Source organism: Tetragenococcus koreensis, from assembly GCF_003795145.1.
In the GTDB taxonomy this organism is placed as follows: Bacteria; Bacillota; Bacilli; order Lactobacillales; family Enterococcaceae; genus Tetragenococcus; species Tetragenococcus koreensis.
On sequence record NZ_CP027786.1, the window covers coordinates 1,889,267 to 1,912,432 of the forward strand.

General features: G+C 37.2%; 24 protein-coding genes and 2 pseudogenes. 4 read left to right on the plus strand and 22 right to left on the minus strand.

From position 1 onward, the window contains the following. Positions 1–47 precede the first annotated feature (47 nt). The 14 genes and pseudogenes from C7K43_RS09090 to C7K43_RS09155 form a co-directional block, all read right to left on the minus strand. The gene (locus tag C7K43_RS09090; RefSeq protein WP_124006550.1) at positions 48–689 is read right to left on the minus strand and encodes a V-type ATP synthase subunit D; all 642 of its coding nucleotides are present in this window, start codon (positions 687–689) and stop codon (positions 48–50) included. Next, positions 680–2,077, minus strand: coding sequence for a V-type ATP synthase subunit B (locus C7K43_RS09095; protein WP_124006551.1), 1,398 nt, complete (start codon positions 2,075–2,077; stop codon positions 680–682). The genes C7K43_RS09090 and C7K43_RS09095 overlap by 10 nt, the downstream gene beginning before the upstream one ends. Then, the gene (locus C7K43_RS09100) at positions 2,077–3,861 is read right to left on the minus strand and encodes a V-type ATP synthase subunit A (RefSeq protein WP_124006552.1); all 1,785 of its coding nucleotides are present in this window, start codon (positions 3,859–3,861) and stop codon (positions 2,077–2,079) included. The genes C7K43_RS09095 and C7K43_RS09100 overlap by 1 nt, the downstream gene beginning before the upstream one ends. Before the next feature lie 33 nt (positions 3,862–3,894). Next, positions 3,895–4,209: a V-type ATP synthase subunit F gene (locus tag C7K43_RS09105; RefSeq protein ID WP_124006553.1), complete on the minus strand. Its 315-nt coding sequence runs from the start codon at positions 4,207–4,209 to the stop codon at positions 3,895–3,897. Then, positions 4,202–5,203 carry a V-type ATP synthase subunit C gene (locus tag C7K43_RS09110; RefSeq protein WP_124006554.1) on the minus strand — a complete coding sequence of 334 codons (1,002 nt, stop codon included), beginning with the start codon at positions 5,201–5,203 and terminating at the stop codon, positions 4,202–4,204. Before C7K43_RS09110 ends, C7K43_RS09105 begins: the two co-directional genes overlap by 8 nt. 11 nt (positions 5,204–5,214) lie before the next feature. Beyond that, complete coding sequence (locus C7K43_RS09115; RefSeq protein ID WP_124006555.1) at positions 5,215–5,811, minus strand: V-type ATP synthase subunit E; 597 nt, start codon at positions 5,809–5,811, stop codon at positions 5,215–5,217. Positions 5,812–5,821: 10 nt separating this feature from the next. Then, positions 5,822–6,295, minus strand: a complete 474-nt coding sequence (locus C7K43_RS09120; RefSeq protein ID WP_124006556.1) for a V-type ATP synthase subunit K — start codon at positions 6,293–6,295, stop codon at positions 5,822–5,824. Between the two features lie 3 nt (positions 6,296–6,298). Further along, positions 6,299–8,272, minus strand: coding sequence for a V-type ATP synthase subunit I (locus tag C7K43_RS09125; RefSeq protein WP_124006557.1), 1,974 nt, complete (start codon positions 8,270–8,272; stop codon positions 6,299–6,301). Then, positions 8,262–8,585, minus strand: a complete 324-nt coding sequence (locus C7K43_RS09130; protein ID WP_124006558.1) for a hypothetical protein — start codon at positions 8,583–8,585, stop codon at positions 8,262–8,264. Before C7K43_RS09130 ends, C7K43_RS09125 begins: the two co-directional genes overlap by 11 nt. A 79-nt stretch (positions 8,586–8,664) precedes the next feature. Next, a complete protein-coding gene (locus C7K43_RS09135; RefSeq protein WP_124006559.1) occupies positions 8,665–9,081 on the minus strand; it encodes an RrF2 family transcriptional regulator in 417 nt (138 codons plus the stop codon). Between the two features lie 215 nt (positions 9,082–9,296). Then, the gene (locus C7K43_RS09140; protein WP_186810723.1) at positions 9,297–9,962 is read right to left on the minus strand and encodes an MgtC/SapB family protein; all 666 of its coding nucleotides are present in this window, start codon (positions 9,960–9,962) and stop codon (positions 9,297–9,299) included. Positions 9,963–10,084: 122 nt separating this feature from the next. Further along, a complete protein-coding gene (locus tag C7K43_RS09145) occupies positions 10,085–10,381 on the minus strand; it encodes a rhodanese-like domain-containing protein (protein ID WP_124006561.1) in 297 nt (98 codons plus the stop codon). Positions 10,382–10,577: 196 nt separating this feature from the next. Then, positions 10,578–11,995 (minus strand): annotated as a pseudogene (locus C7K43_RS09150) (ISLre2 family transposase). A 98-nt stretch (positions 11,996–12,093) separates the two neighbouring features. Then, positions 12,094–14,046, minus strand: coding sequence for a heavy metal translocating P-type ATPase (locus C7K43_RS09155; protein WP_420824151.1), 1,953 nt, complete (start codon positions 14,044–14,046; stop codon positions 12,094–12,096). A gap of 330 nt (positions 14,047–14,376) precedes the next feature. On the opposite strand from C7K43_RS09155, the gene C7K43_RS13455 reads away from it, so the two are divergent. Next, complete coding sequence (locus tag C7K43_RS13455) at positions 14,377–14,673, plus strand: nucleoside deaminase (RefSeq protein ID WP_222591151.1); 297 nt, start codon at positions 14,377–14,379, stop codon at positions 14,671–14,673. Positions 14,674–14,721: 48 nt separating this feature from the next. Next, complete coding sequence (locus C7K43_RS13460) at positions 14,722–14,862, plus strand: hypothetical protein (RefSeq protein ID WP_222591150.1); 141 nt, start codon at positions 14,722–14,724, stop codon at positions 14,860–14,862. Positions 14,863–14,925: 63 nt separating this feature from the next. On the opposite strand, the gene C7K43_RS09165 is transcribed toward C7K43_RS13460, so the two are convergent. Together C7K43_RS09165 and C7K43_RS09170 are read right to left on the minus strand one after the other, a co-directional pair. Next, entirely contained in the window at positions 14,926–15,588 is a 663-nt protein-coding gene (locus tag C7K43_RS09165) for an SDR family oxidoreductase (RefSeq protein ID WP_124006563.1), read from the minus strand. A 75-nt stretch (positions 15,589–15,663) separates the two neighbouring features. After that, entirely contained in the window at positions 15,664–16,116 is a 453-nt protein-coding gene (locus tag C7K43_RS09170; RefSeq protein ID WP_124006564.1) for a hypothetical protein, read from the minus strand. A gap of 163 nt (positions 16,117–16,279) precedes the next feature. Here C7K43_RS09170 and C7K43_RS09175 point away from each other — a divergent pair, with 163 nt between their 5' ends. After that, a complete protein-coding gene (locus C7K43_RS09175) occupies positions 16,280–16,894 on the plus strand; it encodes a LexA family protein (protein ID WP_124006565.1) in 615 nt (204 codons plus the stop codon). Between the two features lie 187 nt (positions 16,895–17,081). Here C7K43_RS09175 and C7K43_RS09180 read toward each other — a convergent pair whose 3' ends face one another. The 6 genes and pseudogenes from C7K43_RS09180 to C7K43_RS09205 all read right to left on the minus strand — a co-directional run. Next, a complete protein-coding gene (locus C7K43_RS09180; protein ID WP_124006566.1) occupies positions 17,082–17,771 on the minus strand; it encodes a transaldolase family protein in 690 nt (229 codons plus the stop codon). 18 nt (positions 17,772–17,789) lie between these two features. Beyond that, the gene (locus C7K43_RS09185; RefSeq protein ID WP_124006567.1) at positions 17,790–18,608 is read right to left on the minus strand and encodes a PTS system mannose/fructose/sorbose family transporter subunit IID; all 819 of its coding nucleotides are present in this window, start codon (positions 18,606–18,608) and stop codon (positions 17,790–17,792) included. Beyond that, positions 18,598–19,368 carry a PTS mannose/fructose/sorbose/N-acetylgalactosamine transporter subunit IIC gene (locus C7K43_RS09190; RefSeq protein ID WP_124006568.1) on the minus strand — a complete coding sequence of 257 codons (771 nt, stop codon included), beginning with the start codon at positions 19,366–19,368 and terminating at the stop codon, positions 18,598–18,600. The genes C7K43_RS09185 and C7K43_RS09190 overlap by 11 nt, the downstream gene beginning before the upstream one ends. A 28-nt stretch (positions 19,369–19,396) precedes the next feature. Then, positions 19,397–19,867, minus strand: a complete 471-nt coding sequence (locus tag C7K43_RS09195) for a PTS sugar transporter subunit IIB (protein ID WP_124006569.1) — start codon at positions 19,865–19,867, stop codon at positions 19,397–19,399. Between the two features lie 13 nt (positions 19,868–19,880). After that, the gene (locus C7K43_RS09200) at positions 19,881–20,300 is read right to left on the minus strand and encodes a PTS sugar transporter subunit IIA (protein ID WP_124006570.1); all 420 of its coding nucleotides are present in this window, start codon (positions 20,298–20,300) and stop codon (positions 19,881–19,883) included. Between the two features lie 71 nt (positions 20,301–20,371). Further along, a pseudogene (locus C7K43_RS09205) lies at positions 20,372–21,643 on the minus strand (PRD domain-containing protein); the annotation flags it as partial. Between the two features lie 161 nt (positions 21,644–21,804). Here C7K43_RS09205 and C7K43_RS09210 point away from each other — a divergent pair. Then, entirely contained in the window at positions 21,805–23,163 is a 1,359-nt protein-coding gene (locus C7K43_RS09210) for an IS4 family transposase (RefSeq protein WP_094243264.1), read from the plus strand. Positions 23,164–23,166: the final 3 nt, after the last annotated feature.

Below are 23,166 nucleotides of genomic sequence, written 5' to 3' on the forward strand. Positions count from 1 at the left end.
CAGTCATTGCTTTTATATCTATCATACAAGCAATGGCTGTTTTCTTGTTAATCTTCTCCTGCTTCAATCACATCGATTGATTTAATCAATCGAGTCAACGTAGCACGTTCACTTTCATCTAATGTCCGCTCAATGTAGTCGATGGTTTCTTCTAACTGCGGGATCATCATATATTCTAGAGCATTTACCCGTCGACGTGTACGTTCGATCTCATCAGCCATCATCTGACAAGACTTTTCAATTTCAGCTAGTTTAAGCATTAAGGGTAAAATTGAACTCAAATTATTTAATGACAGATCCAATTCACTAGTTGTTGCCATGAAACCATAAGAAAAACGATCTTCTGATTTTTCATCATCATAAATTTCATTTAACACCGGCATTTCAATATTCATGACTGTCTTGCTCTGTACATCCAGCGTAACTTTATCTAATGGAATCGCAAAAGCTTCTTCTAAAACATAATCAGGAATGCTGCTAGAAGCAAGAACATAACCCTGCATGCCTTTTTGAAGTGTTTCTTCCATTTCCTTACGTAGATCTTGGTTTTGTTTGACTAACTTGGTAAATTGACGAACGAGTTCATCTTGTTTATCTTTTAACAGTTTATGCCCTCTACTTGCCGTCGATAGACGACTTTGTAATCGACTCATTTCCATACGAGTCGGATTTACATTCATTATTGCCATAGATCATCCAACTCCTCTTGATCTGGGAGAAATTCTTCAATGTCTTCTTCTTTGATCCGACTGAGTTCTTCTTTTGGCAGAGTAGCAAGCAGTTTCCAGCCTAAATCCAATGACTCTTCAATGCTGCGGTTGGTGTAAAATCCTTGATTAACATATTTTTCTTCGAACAAATCCGCAAAACGAGCGAATTTTTTATCCGTTTCAGATAATGCTGCCTCGCCCAAAACCGTTGATAATTCTTTGGCATCTTTACCATCCGCATAGGCAGAATAAATTTGGTTCATAGTAGAAGAATGGTCTCTTCTTGTCTTACCTTCACCTGTTCCCTTATCTTTCAAACGTGAAAGACTTGGTAAAATATCAATCGGCGGATTGATATTACGTTTATCTAAGTCACGTGACAAAATAATTTGGCCTTCAGTAATATAACCAGTCAAATCGGGAATTGGATGGGTTTTATCATTGTTAGGCATCGTTAGAATTGGTATTTGGGTAATTGACCCTTCACGATCCATTAAACGGCCCGCACGTTCATATATGCCTGCTAAATCGGTATATAAATAACCAGGATAGCCACCCCGTCCAGGAACTTCACGCCGTGCAGCCGAAACTTCACGTAGTGCTTCAGCATAATTTGTCATATCTGTCATAATAACCAGAACATGCATCCCTTTTTCAAAGGCTAAATATTCGGCCGTAGTCAATGCGACTTTAGGCGTTGCAATCCGTTCAATTGCTGGATCATTAGCCAAATTTAAAAACATCACTGAACGATCAATAGCCCCAGTTTTTCGGAACTCATTAATGAAAAACTCAGATTCCTCAAAAGGAATACCAATTGCAGCAAAAACGATCGCGAAATTTCCTTCTTGTCCAGGAACAGTTGCTTGACGTGCAATTTGTGCGGCAATTTCCTTATGTGGCAAACCCGAAGCAGAAAATATCGGTAATTTTTGTCCTCTGACTAACGTATTTAAATGGTCAATCGTTGAGATCCCTGTTTGAATAAATTCATCTGGGTAGTCCCGAGCCATAGGATTGATTGCTTCACCGTTTACATCTAATCTTTTTTCAGGAATGATTTTAGGCCCATCATCAATCGGTTCGCCTAAACCATCAAAGATGCGTCCCGTCATGTCTGGCGAAGCGCCTAGGGTTAGTCCTCTACCTAAAAAGCGCACGCTGCTATCTTCTGTACCTAAATTATTAGTCCCTTCAAATATCTGTACAACGGCTTTGTCTCCTGAGATCTCTAAAACCTGTCCTTGGCGAAGTTCGCCTGAATCCGTACGTATCTCAACAAATTCGTCGTATTTTACACCTTCAACGTTTTCAACCATCATTAAAGGTCCAGATATTTCTGATACGGAACGATACTCTTTTAGCATCAATCCATTCCTCCTTTCTCAACGATTTCTTGAATCGTTTGTTCAATATCATCGTGGATCGTATCTAGTTTATCTAATTCTTCTTCAGGAATGTATTTACTACGAGCGATCCGTTCTCTTAATTGAGTGGTGCCATCTATAATTTCATTATAATAAGCACCTAGCTTAATCGCTTCTTGCATTTTGTTATGGAAAGTTAAAATGTTGCGCAACAAACGATATTGCTTTGTTCGTGACGTGTAAGTATCCACATCGTCAAAAGCATCTTGTTGTAAGTAGTCTTGTCGCAATGAACGAGCAGTGTTCATCGTCACACGATCTTTTTGTGAAAGTGAATCTACCCCAACTAATTGGACAATTTCCTCTAAGCGACTTTCTTCTTGTAAAAGTGCCATCGCCTTATCTACCATTTTAGACCAATTGCTGCCCAAAATCGAATCCATGTAATCTTTTAATTGGTCATCATATAATGAATAAGATTCCGTCCAGCTAATCGCTGGGAAGTGACGTTTTTGTGATAATGATGCATCTAAATCCCAGAATACTTTAACAATACGTAGGGTATTTTGTGTTACTGGTTCGGAAATATCACCGCCAGCAGGAGACACCGCTCCAATTGCCGTAATACTACCTTCTCGCTCGTCATCTCCATCATTACCCAATACAGAAAATTTACCTGCACGTTCATAATATTCCGCAATCCGGCTGCCCAAATAAGCAGGGTAACCTTCATCGCCTGGAATTTCTTGCAAACGGCCACTCATTTCACGCAACGCTTCGGCCCAACGTGAAGTTGAGTCTGCCATAATAGCCACACTATAACCCATATCTTTATAGTATTCTGCGATGGTGATGCCGGTGTAAATCGAAGCTTCACGCGCAGATACTGGCATATTTGACGTATTTGCAATCAAAACCGTACGCTGCATAATTGATTCACCTGTTGCCGGATCAATTAATTCTGGAAACTCATCAATAACGTCTTTCGTTTCGTTTCCGCGTTCACCACAACCAACATAAACCACGATATCCACATCAGCCCATTTTGCAATTTGGTGCTGTACAATGGTTTTTCCGGCACCAAATGGCCCCGGAACAGCTGCTGATCCGCCTTTTGCAACAGGAAAGAAAGTGTCAATCACTCGTTGACCGGTCACTAAGGGTTCTCCAGGTGTCATCTTATTTTTATAAGGACGTGGTGTACGTATCGGCCATTTTTGCGTCATCGTAATATTTTTTTCACCGTTATCAGTTTCTAATACACAAACCGGTTCGGTAATCGTATAATTTCCTGCTTTAATATCTTTAATTGTCCCTTTTACATCATTAGAAATCATGACACGATGTTCAATCGCATTGGTTTCTTGTACGACCCCAATAATGTCTCCAGGGCCTACTTTTTCACCCGCTGATTTTTTAGGAACAAACGTCCATTTTTTTTCGCGATCAAGCGGATTAATTTCCGTTCCTCTTTCTAAAAAATCACTATCTGTTTGCTTCATGAAGGTATCCAAAGGCCGTTGAATCCCATCAAACATTTGACTTAAAAGTCCCGGTGCCAATTCCACAGATAAAGGTGCTCCTGTTGTTTCTACTGTCTCCCCAGGTCCAATACCCGCTGTTTCTTCATATACTTGAATGGAGGCAACGCCATTGTCTAATTCAATAATTTCTCCGATCAACCCTTTTTCACTTACTTTGCAGATTTCATTAATCTTAGCTTCCTGTAATCCGCTAGCAGTAACTAAAGGCCCGGAAACTTTTGTAATTGTTCCTATTGCCAAAAAATCTCCTCCTGCCTAACTGCAAATTGTTGTTCAATCATCTAAAATATTCATTCCAATCGCTTTTTCTACATTTTTGTGAATACGATCCATCCCAATTCCCAAACTTCCGGTACTACTTGGAATCGGAATAATTGCAGGGGTTGGCTGGTTGTCGTATTGAGCAATGGTATCTTCTAATTGTTCAGCTACCCGTTCAGTGATAAAAATCGTGCCATAATCATCCGCCATTTTTTTAATTTGCTGTTTGGCTTCTTCTAAATCTGTGACGGGAAAGACATCAATCCCTATCCCTTTGAAAGGCAAGATAGAATCCTTCCCGCCGAGCATACCTATTTTTTTATACATAACTTTCACGCACCCGACTTTGAAGTATCTCTTCTGGAACTTTATTAATTTTTCCCACTAGAATCATCCGTAGGTTTTTAATTTCAACTTCTTTTGCAAAAAGATAACCCATAATTGCTTGTGGACCAAAAGGCACCATTTTTTCTTCCCTAAACCGTTGCATCAAATAATTGTCTTTATTTAGATCCAATCCGGTTAGCGTTTTTCTCTGAGTAATTTCATCATAACTATCTTGAACCAAATGACTATAGTCGGTTTGCTCCATATAACTCATAAAGTTTTCAAGCGAATTATTGATTTCATCCACCATCTGTTGAGTGTTCAACGTACCGCCTTTTTGTAAAACAGCGCTAATGAAACCTTTTCTTTGTCCCATGAAATAACTTCTAAGCGTGGTTGAAATGTTAAACACATCAATATTCCTTTGATTTAACCGCTCAATATTCGGATTATTCATGCTTTTGCTAATTTTGACCATATGATCCCAATAATGATTATCAAAAATAATATCGACCGCTTGAATTTCCTCATAATCTTCAATATATTGGAAAACAGCTTGGATACATTGATTCATGATGGGATCTACTTGTTGACTTTTCCGAAGATTAACCAAATTCTTTAATACCGATAAAGGAACTGTCCCCATAGGCACTAGAAAATCAGAAAAATCTTCTTGTGTATATTCCTGTTTAACTAAGACTTTTAAGTTTTGATAATCATATTGCAGTGTCGTTAAATCAACGATACTTTTGACTGGTGTAACATTATAAACCAAATCAAAGGTCCGCTTTTTTTCAGCTATCAAGACTTTTTCAAAATCGCGAACTTCATCGTCATCTTCAATAAAATCGCCATAAGGGGTTTCTTGTAAGATTGGATAGATTTCTTCGGGCTCTGACACATTTAACATACGATCAAAAGTATTCTGACTTAGCAAGCGGCTTTCATAGGTTCGAATCCTAACATTAGCGGTGCTAAATTGAATATCGTCCATTTTGCCACCCCTTATTCTTCATCAAATATCAAGCTTAACAATTCGCCGCTTAACTCTTCTTCAGACGTGCTTAATATCGCTTCAAAAGTAAAATTATACTCAATCTCACCTTGTCGTAACAAAAATCCGCCACGTTTAGGAATCGTACGTTCCGATACAGACAAGTTCATCTCAGGCGCGGCCGCTTCTTGCCAAACTTTTTTATTTTCTTCTGTTGCGTAGTTTATACTGTCCTGACCTACTACCAACTCAACATCACCATTTAATTGCACTTGGTTGAGATTAGAGGATACATATTGATTAAAATCTTCTTCAGACATTGCCTTTATTTTCTTTAAGCTTTCCGCAAAAAGTTCTTCTAATAGCTGCTGTTTAGCAGCTAAGAGCTTACTGCGAGCTTTTACATGGATATCTGACACTTTCAAGCTTAAATTCGCCTGTTTCTCTTTTTCAAACTGTTTTAAGTTTTCTTCTGTTTGTCTTTCAATTTGATCTTTTTTATATTGTTCATTTTTCTCAATATCTTTTTGTGCTTTTTTTAAATATTGGTCTCGCTTTTTTTGTGCATCTTGGGTGATTTTATCTGTTAAATTTGTTATATCAGACATTTCATACCTCCTAATTCATCACGAGCAAGAAGGAAATAACAAAGCCTAATATCCCATACGTTTCCATCATTGCTACATAGACGATCCCTTTTGTCACGTGTTCTGGTTTTTTAGCTAAAATTTGCATTGCTGCAGCGGCTGCGCGACCTTGCCATTTTCCGGCCCAAATTGCTGTAAAGGCAATTGGTAAAGAAGCAATCAGCATGTAAAGACCCATTTGAAATGACATATCTGCTGACATTTGTAAAAAGATCATAAAAGAAATAACGAATCCATATAACCCTTGGGTCGCTGAAAGTAATTCTAAAATCAACGCTTGACCAAATTTTTCTGGTTGTTCTGCTGTTAAACCTGCTGCTGCTTCTGCTGTTAGACCAACACCGATTGTTGAACCAATACCGCCGCAAATCGTTGCCACGGCGATTCCTAGTGCTGCAAATATCATTCCGCCATTTTCGTAAAAGAAACTTATCCAATTTTCCATTTCCTATTCTTCCCCCTGCTGTTGTTTTTCTTCTGAGATAACTTGAACATATGATTCATTTGATTTGAATGGTTTAAACGCACGGCCACCGCCAGTATAAAATTTATTGAAAAATTCGAGGTATTGCAAACGAATACCGTGTACATAAGCACTCAAATAACTCAAGAAAATGTTTAAGCCGTGTAAACCAATAAATAGAACAATTCCGATCGTAAACCTAGCTGGCGTTGGCAAATAGCTTAGAATCAAATTAAAAGCCGCGCCAATACTACCACCAGCAACACCTAAGGCCATCAGACGTGTATAGCTGATCAGATCACTTAAATAGTTCGTTAGATCCATAATTGAATACAACCCAGATCCTATTTTGCCGACAAGTGTGTTACCGTCAAAACTACCACCGATCACGATCATTACTAAACTAATACTTAAGCAAACAATTCCGACAGTCTGTAAGGCTGTTTCAGGAACCAATACCATTCCCGCTGCAATCATGGCAACACTTATCAAAAAGAACATCCATGATCCAGCTTGAAATAAAGCTTTTATTTTTTCATTCTCACGTCGCCATAAGAGGTAAAATTTCAACCCTAGACCAAACATGATTTGAATAAAACCAAAAGCTACCGACATGACCAGAATCTCTGTAATATCTGAGTCTGTTGATAATAATTGGAAAGAAAACTGCTTTCCAAAAATATTCCCATAAACTAAGCCCCACATCATAGTTGGTACAGCACCAATTTGAAACATATTGATGTTTTGCTTCATGCCAGGTTTAAAGTGTAAAAAGCGTTTTGCTAGTGCAGCGGCTACAAATAAAAGTAGACCATAACCAAAGTCTGCGACCATTAACCCGAATGCCAAAGCATAAAATGGCATCATAAAGGGGGTAGGATCTAACTCCCAATATTGCGGCAAACTGTACATTTCTACTAAACCTTCAAACGGTTTGACAAGCTTATGATTTTTTAATAAAACTGGTGTATCACTGTATTCTTCTTCTTTTACTTCAGTGAACTCCAAGAAATAGTCTTCTCCAACAGCTTGACGAATCCGTTTGTCTAATTGCTCTGTTTGTTTTGTTGGCACCCAACCAGATAAATCCATCGTATAATCGGATTGCAATAAATACTGGTTAGATCTAACACGCACAAGTAAACTATCTAAATACTCCGCAACTAAGCCTAGGCTTTCATAATTATCCTTTTGGGCTTTTAAGTACGCTTTGATCGATTTTTCTTCTTCTGCTAATTTCTGTGATTTTTCTTTGACTTGTTTTAAATCTTCGGCTGGTTTATTTTCGTGTGGGTAATCATATTCTTGAAAACCAGCTGCACGTAGTATATCTTGTGCCTCCTCACGCTTTTCTTTTAGAAAAAGAACAAGAAGATAAGATGTCGTTGATGTTTGATGGATTGTTTCAAGATAAGAATTTTGTAGTTGCCCCATTTCCTCTTTCAAATGTTTAAGTTCAGGGTTGGGAACTGTGCCTAACAATCCTCGGGTCTCTTTAAATGTTTTTAAAATAGCAGGCTTTTCTTCAAAGTACTGCCATTTATTCAGTTCGTCTTCTTGAGCAGATAGCTCTTGTCTTTCTTGTTCAATTGTACGTAACCGTTTATCTTGTTTTCTTAAATCAGAGTAAACTTTCTGCCAATCAAATGTGTGGGCATGTTCTGAAAGTTCCCTGAGCGTATAATGGCGTAATGGCTGCCGCAGTGCTTGGATCATACCAGGCTTTTCTACGTATTGGTCCAAAAAGCTGCGTGCCCACGAAACGTTACCGATTTGATTTTCAACTTTATCTGTTTCAGGGTGCTCTTCCATCTGGCTAAAAAAAGAACTTGCTTCTTTGTTAAATTTATCAGCTGAAAAAAGCTCTATTTGCTGGAAATCTTGCAATTGTTCCATTACGGCATCTTGATCATTGTAAAAAGTGATCAAATTGAATCTTTGCATTTGTTCAATTGCCATATTCATTCACAACCTTATTTATAATGATGCCAAGCGCCTTTTCACGCATTTCTGGTGAAATCGTCTGTAATTGTTCGACGTCTTTTTGCGTTTGGTCAAATAACGGTTCTTTAATGCTGCGGAATTCTTCATCGAACTTTTCACGAATTTCTTGTTTACGCTTTTCTTCGTTTTCATCTTGTTCTTCTTGAAAACGAGCGATTCTTTTATCGCTTTCTTGTTGGTCCTTACGTGCTTGTTCTTTTACTTCATTAAGCATTTCATCCGCCTGCTCTTCTGCTTTAGCTAATTGCTGAATCGCATCAACACTCATTTGTCACACTCCTTTTTTTGGTTTTGGCAAAGCCCTAAAAAAATCCTCTACTTAGCTAAGAGGATAATGAAACGGTCTTTTATTGCATTAATTTAACCAAAGGATAACCTGCTAACTTATTTAAAAATAATTGCTCGCTCTCATTAAGTAGGATATACATATTATCTTTGACTTTTTTTGATTCGCCTGAAGATGGAAAAACATGTTCTGCTAAGTTTCGAAGTTGAACGCAAGAGTGCTTTCCTTCAATTGCATAATAAACATCGATCATAAAAATATTTTCAATTGGTTTAGCTAATCTGAAACCGCCGCCTTTACTAGAGGTAGATGTAACCACACCGCCTAGCACCAATTTACGTAATATTTTTTTCAGATACGAATCAGAAACGCCTAATTGTTCACTGATTCGATAACTTTTTACGGAGCTATCTCCTTCTTCTTTTGCTAAAATAAGAAGAATACATACTGCTTCTTCCAGGCTTTTTTTTAACCTCATGACCATTTCTCCTTTGAAGGACAAATAATATCCACAAATAATTGTAGCAAAAATAAATAACATCAGCAAGGATGACGCAAGGTATTCCAATTTTTTACACACTTATGAAGATAATGTGAACTATTCATTTAAGCAATAAAAAAAACGAAAGACATTAAAAACCTGCCTTCCGTTTTTTCCAACAAATTAGTTTTAATAAATGAATGTATAGCAAGTCACATACTAATTAAGTGAACACGCACCATATTTTCATGCATCGATAAATCCTCCACCACTGTCTGATAAGATAACGTCCGCGGTAATTCTACCGTATAAACGTTAGTGTAGATTCTACTATCTCCTCTTTTTTTCACTTCAAAATCAACGTCTTTTACATCAATGTCTTTATCTTTAAAATAATCCGCGATAAACTCTTTGGTCGTTGCCTTATGCACAAAACTAATCTCAATTTTTTTTAAGGTAGGAATATTGATCACTCGTTTTAGCACGGACAACACTAGCATTATTCCAATAAAGCCAACAATTGCAATCCGATAATTTCCCATACCAATAGCTAGCCCCAAACCAGCAACCGTCCACAATGAAGCTGCAGTCGTCAATCCACGAACTACCTGTTTGGTAACAACAATCGTTCCGGCACCTAAAAAGCCAATACCACTCACTACTTGTGCAATCAAACGTGCTTCATCAGCCCGGATTACACCCGCAAATTCAGGGTTGTTTTTAGCAATTTCCAATGCAGTATAGGTGATTTCTTTTTGAATCATTGCGATGAGTGCGGCTCCAATACAAACTAAAATATGTGTACGAATTCCAGCAGGTCTATTTTTAAATTCGCGGTCAAATCCGATAAACCCTGAAAAAACAGCTGCTAATAACATACGTAAACAAATTTCATAAATTGACAAATTGCCTATCAATAGAGTGTGCCTCCTTCCATTTAAAAAATCCGAATGGTTTTTTTAGAATCATTCGGATCAAGCTATTCATTGAAAACATAAATTTATCCTTCAGTGCTTTGCCAAGCGTTCATGCCGCCTTGGATATTGACAACATCATAATCCAAACTTACTAAGTAATCACAAGCACGGGCATTTCTTATACCGGCTTTGCTGATGACATAGTAGGTTTTATTTTTAGGTAGATTTTCAGCTTCAGTCACAAATTCACCAATTGGCAAATTAATGGCCCCGTCAATATGATTTTTTTCAAAGTCCTCTTTTTCTTGCACATCTAGGATCGTAATCGATTCATTTCGCAATTTTTCTGCTAATTCACCCACGGTAATCGAAGGATACATCACAAACGCTCCTTATTTATTTCTTCTCTTTTGATAGTAGTCGAATCTACAAAGTTTGTCAAAAATTATACGTTTGTATGTGTCAAATTTTTTGAGGTTGAATAAAAAATGACCTTTGGGACAGACACTTTTTGTATTTTTTTACCTCACGTTCGTTCGGTTAGACCTCATGATATCTAACAAAAACAAGTTTTTATTAGATATAATTCGGTGTCGTTATTAATTGCTCCAATCCTTTGGCGAATTGGCCTAAAGGGGCACTTTTAGCTTTTCCTTCACCAATTTGGCCCTTAAATGCCCCTTCATGCGTTTGAAAGTTAGGCTTTTTCTGTACCCAACGTTTCATGGCTTTCCAACGCTTTTCCTGGGCGAGTACATCATTCGGTAAGGCTTCATATTGGTTCAACCAACCGTCAAATTCTTGGTTTCTTAAACTATCAATGACACGCATCATGGCCTGCGCCCCTGTTTTTGTCCATAAACGACCTTGGCGCTTCATCCGGTAGGTCATCTTCCGATGGGTACTTTCGATTGTGCCAATACAAGCTTTGGGATCCACGATTCCTCGGGCTTTCCGAGGTTTTAAATACGGCCAATTCCTTTGAAGATAATGATGGAGTAAGCGCAATTGTTCCAAGGATTCGGCTTCCTTTTCTTCGATCAAACTTTCCGAGGTATCTAAGACAAGCTGGACCTCTTGCCAATCATAATGTTGGATCGCCTGGATCATCCGATTTTGAAGTTGCGGGACAAAAGACAGGCGTTCTTTGATTTTCCGATGGACATGATACCGATCACGAAAGTGTTCATGACGTAAACAGCCTAAGGAAAGTTCATCAAACACAGCTTTTTCATAGCCTGAACCTCCATCACTATTGGAAACGACAACGGTATTTGTTAGATCATAATGCGCTTGAATATAGTTCATTATTTCTTTTTGCGCTTGTTGTCGATTGAGATGACTGACAAAGTGAGGAGCGATCATTTCCGAGCGATGCCCGACTTTCTGGCTCCCTTCACTTACTTGAAAACGATGGATTTCCAGCGACTGCTTCTTCTGACCGCCAATCTTCACTCCGTCGCCTTCTAGATATAAGTAGGGCACTTTTTTCTTAGAAATGTCCCCTCGTAACGACTTTCATGGGTACTTCGTGTCTGAACCAGTTCTCCGGTTTTGACCACCAGTTGTTGCACATTTTGATGGCTCATACGCCAAGAAGTCAAACAGTCGATCGCTTGGGAGACGTGACGGTAGACCATCGTTGTCCCCAATTGGGAAACGTTGCGTAGCACAAGAGAGCTATAACGGAGGCTCTTCCGAATACCCAGAAATTCATCCAAAGGATAACGAATTTCATTGGCTTGATTTTTCATTCGGCGGCGAACATAGGTCACGGTGCCAAATAAGAAAGTCACCGTTCGTTCACTTTTACGGTCCACTTGAAAGCCTTCCTTTTTGCATTGGGCCGAAACCTCCGCATCGAGAATTTGGAAGGCAAGTTGTGTTATCGTCGCTAGGAGTTGGGCAAAAAAGACCATCATGGCTTTTTCTCTTGCTAAAAAATTCGTTTCCTTCTTCATTACTTCAACTAAATCTGTTACAATAGACTCCATAAGAAACCGCCTCTGTTATTAGTGCCTGTCACAGCCCAATAACTAGAGTAACGGTTTCTTTTTTATTCGTCTAGCATTAACCTCAATAAATTTTACACTTAGTATACGTTTTCAGGCGCTTTCTTTTTTAAAGGGAATAACAAACGCAAACCGTTAAATAGTACCAGCAACGTGCTCCCTTCATGAGCTAAAACCCCTAGGCCGATATCCATCTTCCCGACAATATTTAACACACTGAGTAATAAGACAACACCCATTGCAAAAATAATATTTTGCCAAATAATTTTATCTAGCTTTTTGGATAATTTATACGCATATTCAAATTTTAAAAGATCATTTTGCATAATAACCGCGTCTGCAACATCAATCGCAACGTCTGTGCCATCCCCCATAGCAAAACCTATATCAGCTTTTACTAGCGCAGGAGCGTCATTAATACCGTCTCCTATCATGGCCGTTTTTCCATACTTATTTTGTAAAGATGTGATCGCTTCTGCTTTATTTTCCGGTAGGACATTACTATAAACGTCATCAATACCTAACGCATGAGCGACAGCTTCACCCGTTGTTTTCGCATCTCCTGTAATCATTAAAGTATTGACCTGTTGTTTTTTCAGATAAGCAATCGCCTCTGCTGCTTTTTCATCGGCTTTATCCATGAGTGCGATAAGCGCCACAGCCTCTTCATCTTCACTAAAATAAATGACGGTTTTACCTGCTGAAGCAAATTCTTTAGTTTTTGCTTGAATATCATCAGAAACATTATCAAACAAACTAGGTTTACCGATTCGATAATGTTTTCCTTCATATTCAGCAACGATTCCTTGACCAATTTCATTGGTCACGTCCATTTCAAGTGATTGTAATTCTCCATATTCCTCTAAAATCGCCGTAGCTAATGGGTGGTTCGCACTTTCTTCCATTGTAGCAATAATCTGCTGCCACTTGATTTGTTTCGCTTTATCTTTATAAAAAGAGTCAGTAACTACTGGTTTACCTTTTGTTAGTGTTCCCGTTTTATCAAAAGCCACCGCTTTAATAGACGACAAATTGGCAAGATAAGCGCCACCCTTAAATAAAATACCTTTTTTAGCTAAATTTGAAATAGCCGATAAAGTGGCTGGTACCGCACTAACAGCAAGCGCGCAAGGCGAAGCTGTAATTAACAAAACAATTCCGCGATAAATACTCATCTCCCAACTCCAATTAAATAATACAGGCATGATTAATACGAATACAGGTACGATGAATAAAACACTTTTGACATAAATTGGTTCAATTTTTTTAATTTTTGTTGCCGCTTTTGGCAAATTATTTCGCGATTGCTCTACTAATCGTAGAATATCAGCAAACACTGTTTCTGAAGAATCTTTTGTCACTTGCATGACAAACGTCCCTTGACCATTAATGGTACTGGCAAAAACTTCCTCTTCCTCCAGCTTTTCTTTTGGCATACTTTCACCATTAATAGAAGATTCATCAATCGTCGTATGTCCCTTGATAATAAAACCGTCTGTTGCGATTTGGTCTCCAGGTAAAACTTTCAGTTGATCGCCGACATTCACTTCTTGCACGTTAACCATCTTCGTCGAACCATCTGATTGTAGTAGACGTGCTTGAGTAGGATTCATTTGTAACAAGTTCGTGATTTCTTTTTGACTTTTTCCCTCAGCAAATTCTTCAAGAAAATGAGCCCCTGCAAAAATCAAAATCAACAAAGCACTTTCATCAAAACTTCCTATAGCCATAGCTCCTAAAACGGCTAATGTCATTAGTAGATGCACATTAGGATGAAACTTATTTTTTTCTTTTGTATCTGTTATCGTTTCGACGATACCTTCAATTATCACATGAAAGCCAGCCAAAACAACCGCAACTCCAAATAGAAAATTAGAAACTAATGTTGAAAATGGGCCAAATAATGCTAATAAATAAGCAACGACGCCTATAAAATACATAGGGATTTCGCCAGGCAAGTGACCCGCATGTTCATGCGTGTTTGATTGATAGTCATCAGATTCATGTTCAGCCGTACGATATGTCTTATCCATATTCATGTATCTCCTTATTATTATTTATTCAAATAGTCAGCAAGCGCTTATATGAATATATAATCATTTGTTTAATTTTAGTTTACATGAATATCCGTTCATTTGTCAAGCGAATTCCCATTGAATTCCTAAAAAACTCTTATGATGTTAGGACTTAAGTTAATACCTTTTTGTGCATAAATTATTTGGACAACCCCCCCAGTGAAGCTTTAAGTGTAAAACTGATTGAACGTAAGAAGCTTACTTATTCGTTTCTTTTTATCGTTTATAATAGAATATAAATATACGAGTTATTCACTTTCTGGAAAATAAGATTAAGGAGAGGTAGTCATGATTCATGAAGTAGATAAAAATTATTTAAAACGTTGTGTAGAACTAGCTGAGATTGCACTAATGAATGGCGATGCACCATTTGGATCGATATTAGTGTCACAAGAAGGTAAAATTTTATTTGAGGATCATAATAAAATTGCCAGCGGAGATAACACCCGCCATCCTGAATTTGAAATAGCACGATGGGCCGCAAATCATTTAAACGAAGCCGAACGCAGAGAAGCTGTCGTCTATACTTCTGGTGAACATTGCTCCATGTGCGCTTCAGCACATGGACTTGTAGGTCTCGGATGAATCGTATATGCCAGTTCGATCGAACAGTTAAAAAAATGGAATAAAGAAATGGGAATTGAAAATGGACGTTTAAAGGGGCTTTCGATTCAAGAAGTTATTAAGAATACTAAAGTAGACGGACCAGATGAAATTCTTTCAGAAAAAGTACGGATGTTACATTACAGATATCACAATAAAGAAACAAAATAATAAAAAAAGATGAGATACCAATTCTATGGCTTCTCATCTTTTTTACATTCATAATGTTTTCAATCAAACAGATTTCACTGCATCATTAATCGGTTCATTACCTGACAACACTTCAAATTCTTTATGAATAGTTGAATCATTTTCCAAAGAAGCCAATATGGTTTGAGCAACATCTTGCCGTGGCACTTCGCCATGTCTATTCCCCATGCCAACTTTGATTTTGCCAGTACCTTCTTCATCAGTCAGTGTGCCTGGATGGATAATTGTCCAGTCAAGTTCCGTACGATTTTTCAACCATTCATCCGCATAGTTTTTGGCGATCGTATAAATCTTCAACGGCCAGTCATTTTCGATCCCTTTAGCCATTTGCTTTCGTCCGGTACGGAAGGTACTTACCATCACAAAACGTTTAACGTTTGCTTTTTCAGCAGCTGTCATTATTTTTATCGCACCATCTAAATCAACCATGACCGTCTTATCTAAGCCACTGCCACCTGCACCTGCGCTAAAAATGACCGCCTTAACGTCGTTCATTGCTTCAGCAAATTCTTCAATAGAATTATGAACAATATCCAAAACTGTAGTTTCAATGCCTCGCTTATCAAAGAATGCCTTTTGCCCAGGATCACGAATGACAGCTTTTTCTTCAATATCCGTGTGATCTTGCGTCAAATCTGCGAAGTGTTTCGCCACTTTGCCATTAGCTCCAACAACAAGTACTTTCATATATAAGCTCCTTTCTCTGAACTTTTCGTATTTTATACTAGTATATCACCTGCTTTATCATTCGTACAAACTTAGCTATTCATTTTCCTCGACTTCAATATTTCCCACTCTTTGGTTGTAGTAATCTTCATAATCCTCTTTTAATATTTTATGCAAAGGTTCGATATGATTAAAGTCGTATCCTTCTTTCTTTTTCTGCACGTACCAATCAAATAGAATATCTTCCCCATTTCGTAATATCACCAACAAGCGATCTTTTTCAGACATGTCAAAATTTTCAATAGAGTAGGAACATTCTTGTAACGCATCAATAACTAACTGATTTTCTAAAAATTCAAGATAAGAATCTAATACATCGCCTTTTCTTTTAAAATCGACTAGCTTCTCCTGTTCCTCAACCGATTGTTCAAACATATTTGCTATCTTATCTTCAATTTTTCCCATTTGACTATAAAATTCATCTCGTCTTTTTTCCAAGGCATCAATTCTTTGTTTCGTATCCTCTTTTCTTAATTCATATCTTCTCATCATAGTTCCTCCATTCCAATTTTGTTTTTGACAAACGTACGTTCGCTTTTAAGAACAAACTAATCATAGCATTGTCGTTCTCTATTGTCAACGAACTTTTTTATCATTGTTCCTTTTAAAGAACAATGTTATAATAAGTAAAGAAGAACTGGGGGAGTATTAATTGAAAACAAACGATGAAATAATGAATGTTCTTGAACAACTAAAAAAAGAAAACAATCTTTCAATCAGTGAGATCGCACGACGTGTAGGTATGGCAAAATCTGCTGTTTCTAAGTATTTCAATCGCACACGCAAGTTTCCTTTAAATCGCATTGAAGATTTCGCTCGAGCAATGAACGTCAGTCCAGAATATATTTTAGGTTATGACAAGGGGTATATTTATTCCAAAGAAGTTGCAAATATCCCTGTTATTCAGTCACTTTCTACTGAGTCTACTATCGTGGCTGAGCCCAATGCAGAAACTTATTATCCTACAGCTTCTTTCGGTTTGCCTGCAGGAGAACTATTTTATTTTAAAATGACAGATATCAGTATGGAACCAGCCATCCCTGAACACGCAACCGTTCTGCTTAAAGTTCAAAATGACGTTTCAGATGAACAAATCGCTGCAGTAACATTAGATGACGACCCCACACTACTTTTAAAAAAAGTAAAAAAGCAGGATGATTTTATCCTTTTACTTGCAGAAAACCCTGATTACGCACCGATTATTGTTACTCAAAAGAACTCCATCAAAATCATTGGAAAAGCAATTCGGGTAAGCTACGACCTTTGAGAAAAGTAGACTATTGTCTGCTTGATAACAATGTCAAGAAAGTATTTTGCGAGAAAAAACATTGCAAGGAGTAACTACCTTGCAATGTTTTGAGTGATATTTACATGAGGCCACTAAAAAATATTGTCTTCCTGAATATATTTATCTGATTGCTTACTACACAGACGTAAATATATTTTCATTCTACTCACATATCGGCAATACGTATCCCTTTACCAAAAACTGATTCCCAGTCAGATTTAAATGCTTCCAATGTTTGTTCTGTCAACGGGTGTACAGACATATTATTTAGCAAATCTAAAGTAACAGCTATGTTCTCTGCTCCGGCTTTAAGCGCCTTTTCAATGTCATTATTATTTTTCAAAGAAGCAGCACAAACTTTGCAATTGATTTCTCTTTCGTTAAATGCTTTTTTTATTTCTTTTACTACCTTAACGCCAGAGGATCCTAGTTTATCTAATCTACTTACATAAACCGCTACATAATCTGCCCCAGCTTCAGCAGCTAGCATTGCTTGATTAAACGTATAAATTGCAGTACATGAAGTTCTAATGCCTTGCGTTTTTAATTTCTTTATTGCCTTTAACCCCTCTCGACAAGCAGGAATCTTAACAAATGTATTTCCTGGCACTAGTTTAACTACTTTTTCAGCATCTTCTACCATTTCTTCTGCCGTATCTCCCATAGCCTCTAAAAAAAATGGTAGCTCACAACCAATAACTTCTCTAATCATTAATGCATTTTCTATAAAGGAAACATTTTTCCCTTGTAAATCTTTCGCTGCAATTGTTGGATTCATACTAACAGAGTTAATAGGAAAAACTCCCAGTGCTTGCTTCACCATATCTAAACTTCCCGTATCTAAACAATATTCCATATTTATTCCTCCAATTTTTTAATTTAATATTCCTATTGCACCTAATAAAATTCCTATCACCATAATTCCAATAATTTGAAACAATATATTTACTTGTTTTTTATTCAAATAATAAAGTAGAAATGTTGTAAGTAATGGCAATAAACTAGGCATAATCTCATCCAAAGAATCTTGTAACTTAACGGCAGATTCGCCAACACCTAACGTAATGGGTGTAGCCATGGTCACAGTCGATGCAATCATAGAACCGATTACCATTAATCCCACTATTCCCATGCTTAACATTAGCTTATTCATAATACCTGAGTTAGAAATTTTAGTAACAAGATCATTCCCTAATTCATAGCCATATTTCACTCCCAAGAATCGAATTGAAAATGTTGGGATATTATAAATCAATAAAAATAGGATTGGTCCAAGAGGATTACCATTTTTACAAAAGCTCGCAGCAATTCCTGTTGCAATTAATCTTAGTGTGCCAAAAATTAAAGAGTCTCCAACACCTGCCAATGGTCCCATTAAAGCAACTTTCATTGCATTAATTGAGGATGTATCAAAATCAGGATTATTTGCATTTTCTTCTTCCATCGCTGCAGTTATCCCAAAAATAAGGGGATGAAAAACTGCTTGACAATTATAAAATTCTAAATGTCTTTCATAACCTTTAATTCTATCTTTTTTGTCTGGATACAATTTATTTATTACCGGTATCATTGAATAGGCAAATGACATATGTTGTTGTCTTTCGTAATGCCATGCGTGTGAAGTAGTAAAACTACGCCAAAACCCTTGTTTTAATTGTTTTTTTGTTAATTTAGCTTCAGAATTAGAAGTCACTTATATCATCTCCTTCAGATATATCATCTTTTTTATTTTTAAATTCGTCGGAAATAAGTAGCGTACCAACAATCGATAACGCAACAATAAGTACCCCTATTGCTGAAATTTCTAAAAAAGCAGTCAGAAAGAAACCAAGCATCAAAAAAACAACAATTTTCTTTGATAAAATCATAGACATTAATTGTGCAAAACCAAGCGCTGGTAAGATCCCTGCAGCAATCGTTAACCCGTTAGAGAGCCAATCTGGTATTGAATTAACAACGCTCGACATAACATCATTTCCAAGGTAATAGGCTAAAAAAGCAATTATTGCAAAAGCAATATAATTCATGAATCCAGTTCCTAGAAATGTTCTTTCTACTCCTTTATATTTACCATTTTTAGCATATTTATCTACAAATTTTGCTATTAAGGGATTAATAACCCCATAAAACAGGTTCACGACAAATGCAGAAAGCAAAGCTGTTGGCATCGCAATAGCCACGGCGGTATCCACCCCAGTATTAGCAGAAAGTGCAAAAGCTGTACCAAGCACTGACCCCACTATCATATCTGGCGGAACTGCTGCACCAATCATAACTGATCCCATGAAGACTAATTCCAATTGAAACCCAATTATTACTCCAGTTGTTAGATCCCCAAATAAAAGCCCTACTAGAGCGCCTAAAAAAATGGGTCTACCAGTCATAGCTGTACCAATAAAAAACTCTGCCTTTCCTATAAATACGGCTAAGGCTACGTATAAAGCTTGAACCATTTTTATCCTCCTCTATTGTACGTTATATTCAAAGTACATTTTTTAAATTCACTTTTTTATCTCCAGGCACTTGCCTAATTTCAACCTCAATATTATTTTGAATCATTTCTTCCAATAGCCTTTCCTCTTTTGGTAGCAAATGAACCGCTTTGCTAATTTTCCTGGTGCCTTTTTTGGCCTTTAATCCTCCCAGATTAAGTGATTTTAACTTAGGATAACCTTGAGTTAATTTATAAGCATCCTCCACCGATTCCACAACAATAAATAATTTATATTTATCTGTTACACCACTTTTTAAAGCAGCAATTGAGTCTTCAATATTTTTGATAACTAATTTTACTCCTTGTGGTTTCGCCAATTTGATAGTGGTCTTACGCACGTCATTTTGGGGCACATCATCATTAGCGATTAAAATACAATCCGCACCTAAATTTTGCGTCCAGGAAAAGGCCACCTGCCCATGAAGTAATCTATGATCTACACGAGTTAATAAAATCATGCCACTTTCCTCCTTAAAATTCCTCTTCTTCTATTTCTTCATCAAAACTTTCATTACAAAATTGAATGGCCTCTTTAGACTTGCGGAGTGTCTGCAAAATGAGATCCGCAAGTGCTTTAGCGCTTGCAAATTGTGCTGAGAATTCAATTAAAAACGGTAAATTTAAACCTGCTACTAAATAAAAATCAGGTCTTTTAATATAGCGTAAAAATTCATTGTTCACACTTCCACCAAATAGGTCTGTTACAACAATCAACTCTTTCTCACTATTTTCTTTCATCAGTTGATCGACTGTTTGCTTTAAGTCAAAGCCTTCTGTTGTGTAGCAGTCTAATGCGCTGATAGCGTTATTCTTACCACAAATTAATTCCAATGAACTTAAAATACCTGAAGCAAATTTCCCATGTGAAGCTAATATGATTTTTCTTTCCAACCTTTTCACCTCTCTTACACCTTTATAAAAGCAAGACGCATGCCAAGTTTAGTGGCATGCGTCTTATCTAATTAAAATTCTTCATCCATAGTTAATTCGTCAAGGTTTTTAAATAATACGTCAAATATATAAGCAATCTCTGAAGTAGGTATTTTGACACTATAATCTTTTTCAATCACACTAAAGGCAAATTTGATTTGTTGCAGCGTTTTACTTTGACACTGATATAATTCTTCATAGCCTTCATAGGTGTCGATTGGCATATTACGTATCAATCGCTCAATCAAACAACTGACGTGAACATATAAAGCGACGCGTTTCGCGTTGCTAATGGTAATATGCGCAATTTGCTCGAGATCTCGCATAAATAAATCAACCTCGCGCATCACTTTTTCTGTATCAAGGATTGTCACAGAATCAATCACCTTTTCCAAAGAAAAATTACGAACTAAGTTTTCATTGAAACGTTTATTTTCTTCTGGTTCCATGACATCAACTAACCACTTATTTAGTTGCTGACTTTCTTTGCCTGAAATTAATTCTTCCAATGAAAGGTAAGGAATCCCTTCAATGCGTGGATTAGCTGTCCCAATAATGCCTAGACAATCGTACATTGAAAAAATCGTTTCATTTTGTTTCTTATCTTTAAGCAGTTGATACTCATAAGGAAAAATTTTCAACTCACAACTGGTAGGCAAGCTTTTTTCCAATAAATGGGAAATTTGTGTCGCCGTTCCTATACCCGTAAAACAAGTCGTAACCAAAGCCTTTATTTTATTGGCTTCTGGATAAACAATTTCCCAATCAAGCGGCGTTTGTTTAGCTGATTGATCAACCATTTCTTGTAAAGAAAGATCTTTTTGCAACTGCTCACCCATAGAAATTGCCAAAGGAGTCGTAACATTGTTCATAATCACAATTGGTGTGGTAATTTGTTTGGGAAAATATTGGTAAATTTCTTTTAATGAACCCATATCAACTAAAATGACTAAGCCATTTGATACATCATTGTGCTCAGTATAATCTAAGATTTCTTCAGCGATTTGCTGAGGCGTTACATCTAAAGGCATGTCAAAGGACTCAAAAATGTCTTTATTTAAAAAACGATTCGTAACATTGGCAATACTGCTGGCAGTAGCATAGCCATGAGCCACAATGATTGCTTTGGGAATGCCGATCTCTTTCGTCCAATCTGCACGTTTAAGGTAAACAGCAAGAATGATTTTATCCATTGAAGAGATTTCTAAATCAAGCTTAGGCTGACACAGTTCTAAGATCCGTTCAACGTAACGATAACTAGCCGGGTAGGCGCGTTCGATTTGTTGCTCTAATTTGTTAATTACTCAAGTTTCGCACATGTAAAATGATATTAAACAACGGTCTTATCAACTCTTAGGTCGAAAAAAGTCCTGATATTGACTGCCTACCTTTTTATACAAAAAGAACTCCTTTTGTTTTATAATTGATTTAACCACAAACCAAAAACAAAGGAGTTCTTGCCTTTATGGTACACTTAAAAGCTATTAAAAATCAATTACCGAATGAAATAAAAGCCCTTTTTTCTGAATTAAAAGTCACGCAATTTTTAAAACAAGCCCATATGGAAAAGCAAAAAGGGTATTCGGTGGCTATTCTATTCACTTTTCTCTTTAGCCTCGTCTTTAAAGGAAAATCCTTAAACCAAGTTCTCAGTGGGCGGGAAAGCGACCAATACATGAAAAAAGATACCGTGTATCGATGGATGAACAATCCCCATAACAACTGGCGTCTGTTTTTACTTCGGTTTAGTGCGTCTGTCATCGAAAAGCTCCATTCTTTAACGGATACGAAAACCCATATTCGGACGTTGATCTTGGATGATTCGACGTTTTATCGTAATCGAAGCCAAGAGGTACCAGGCTTAGCTCGTCTTTGGGATCATGCGCTCAAACAAGGATACAAAGGGTATCGTATGCTTACTTTAGGGTTCTCCGATGGCTATTCTTTCATTCCGATTGATTTCGGGTTACTATCCGGTAAGAAAAAAGTGAACCAAACAATAGCAGAAAAAGATCAACGAACCGTAGGAGCCAAACGATTCAACGAATCAAGTCGTAAAATGCCCGAAGTGGCACTTGAGATGGTTCAACGCGCCTTGAACCAAGGGATTTACGCCACCCATGTGTTGATGGATAAATGGTTTACTTCCCCTAAAATGATAGACCAATTACACGATATGGGGATTCACACCATTGGGATGGTGAAAAATGGAAAAACCAAATACCTTTTTCATCAACGTTTATACAAGCTGGAAGAACTTTATGCCAAATCTACGAAAGAATATACACAAGAAGCGATTATTTCCTCGATTGTGGTGAAACCAAGCTCCGGCAAAAATCCCGTGAAAATCGTTTTTGTCAAAAATCACAATAAGAAAAGTGCTTGGTTGGCGATTATGACCGATGATCTGGATTTATCTTCCCAAGAAATGGTCAAAACATACTCGGCGAGATGGGACATCGAGACATTTTTTAAGGCATCGAAATCATTGCTTCATCTGACTAAAGAAACACAAACGCGACATTATCAAGCCTTAATTTGTCACACCACCATTGTGTTCACACGGTATATTTTATTAAGCTGGCAGCAGCGCTGTGCCAATGATGAGCGGACCTTAGGTGGCTTATTTTATGAACTGGGCGATCAAATAAAAGAACTCGATTGGTCCGCTGCTCTTATCGAATTAGTACATATTATTCAAGCGGTAAGTGAAGAATCAGGAAGCCAATTACAAGATTTTATTACAAGTCAACTCCAACACTGGGTGGATACTCTGCCCCGTTATATCAAGGCTTATCTCCCAGATTTGGTGTGCGAAACTTGAGTT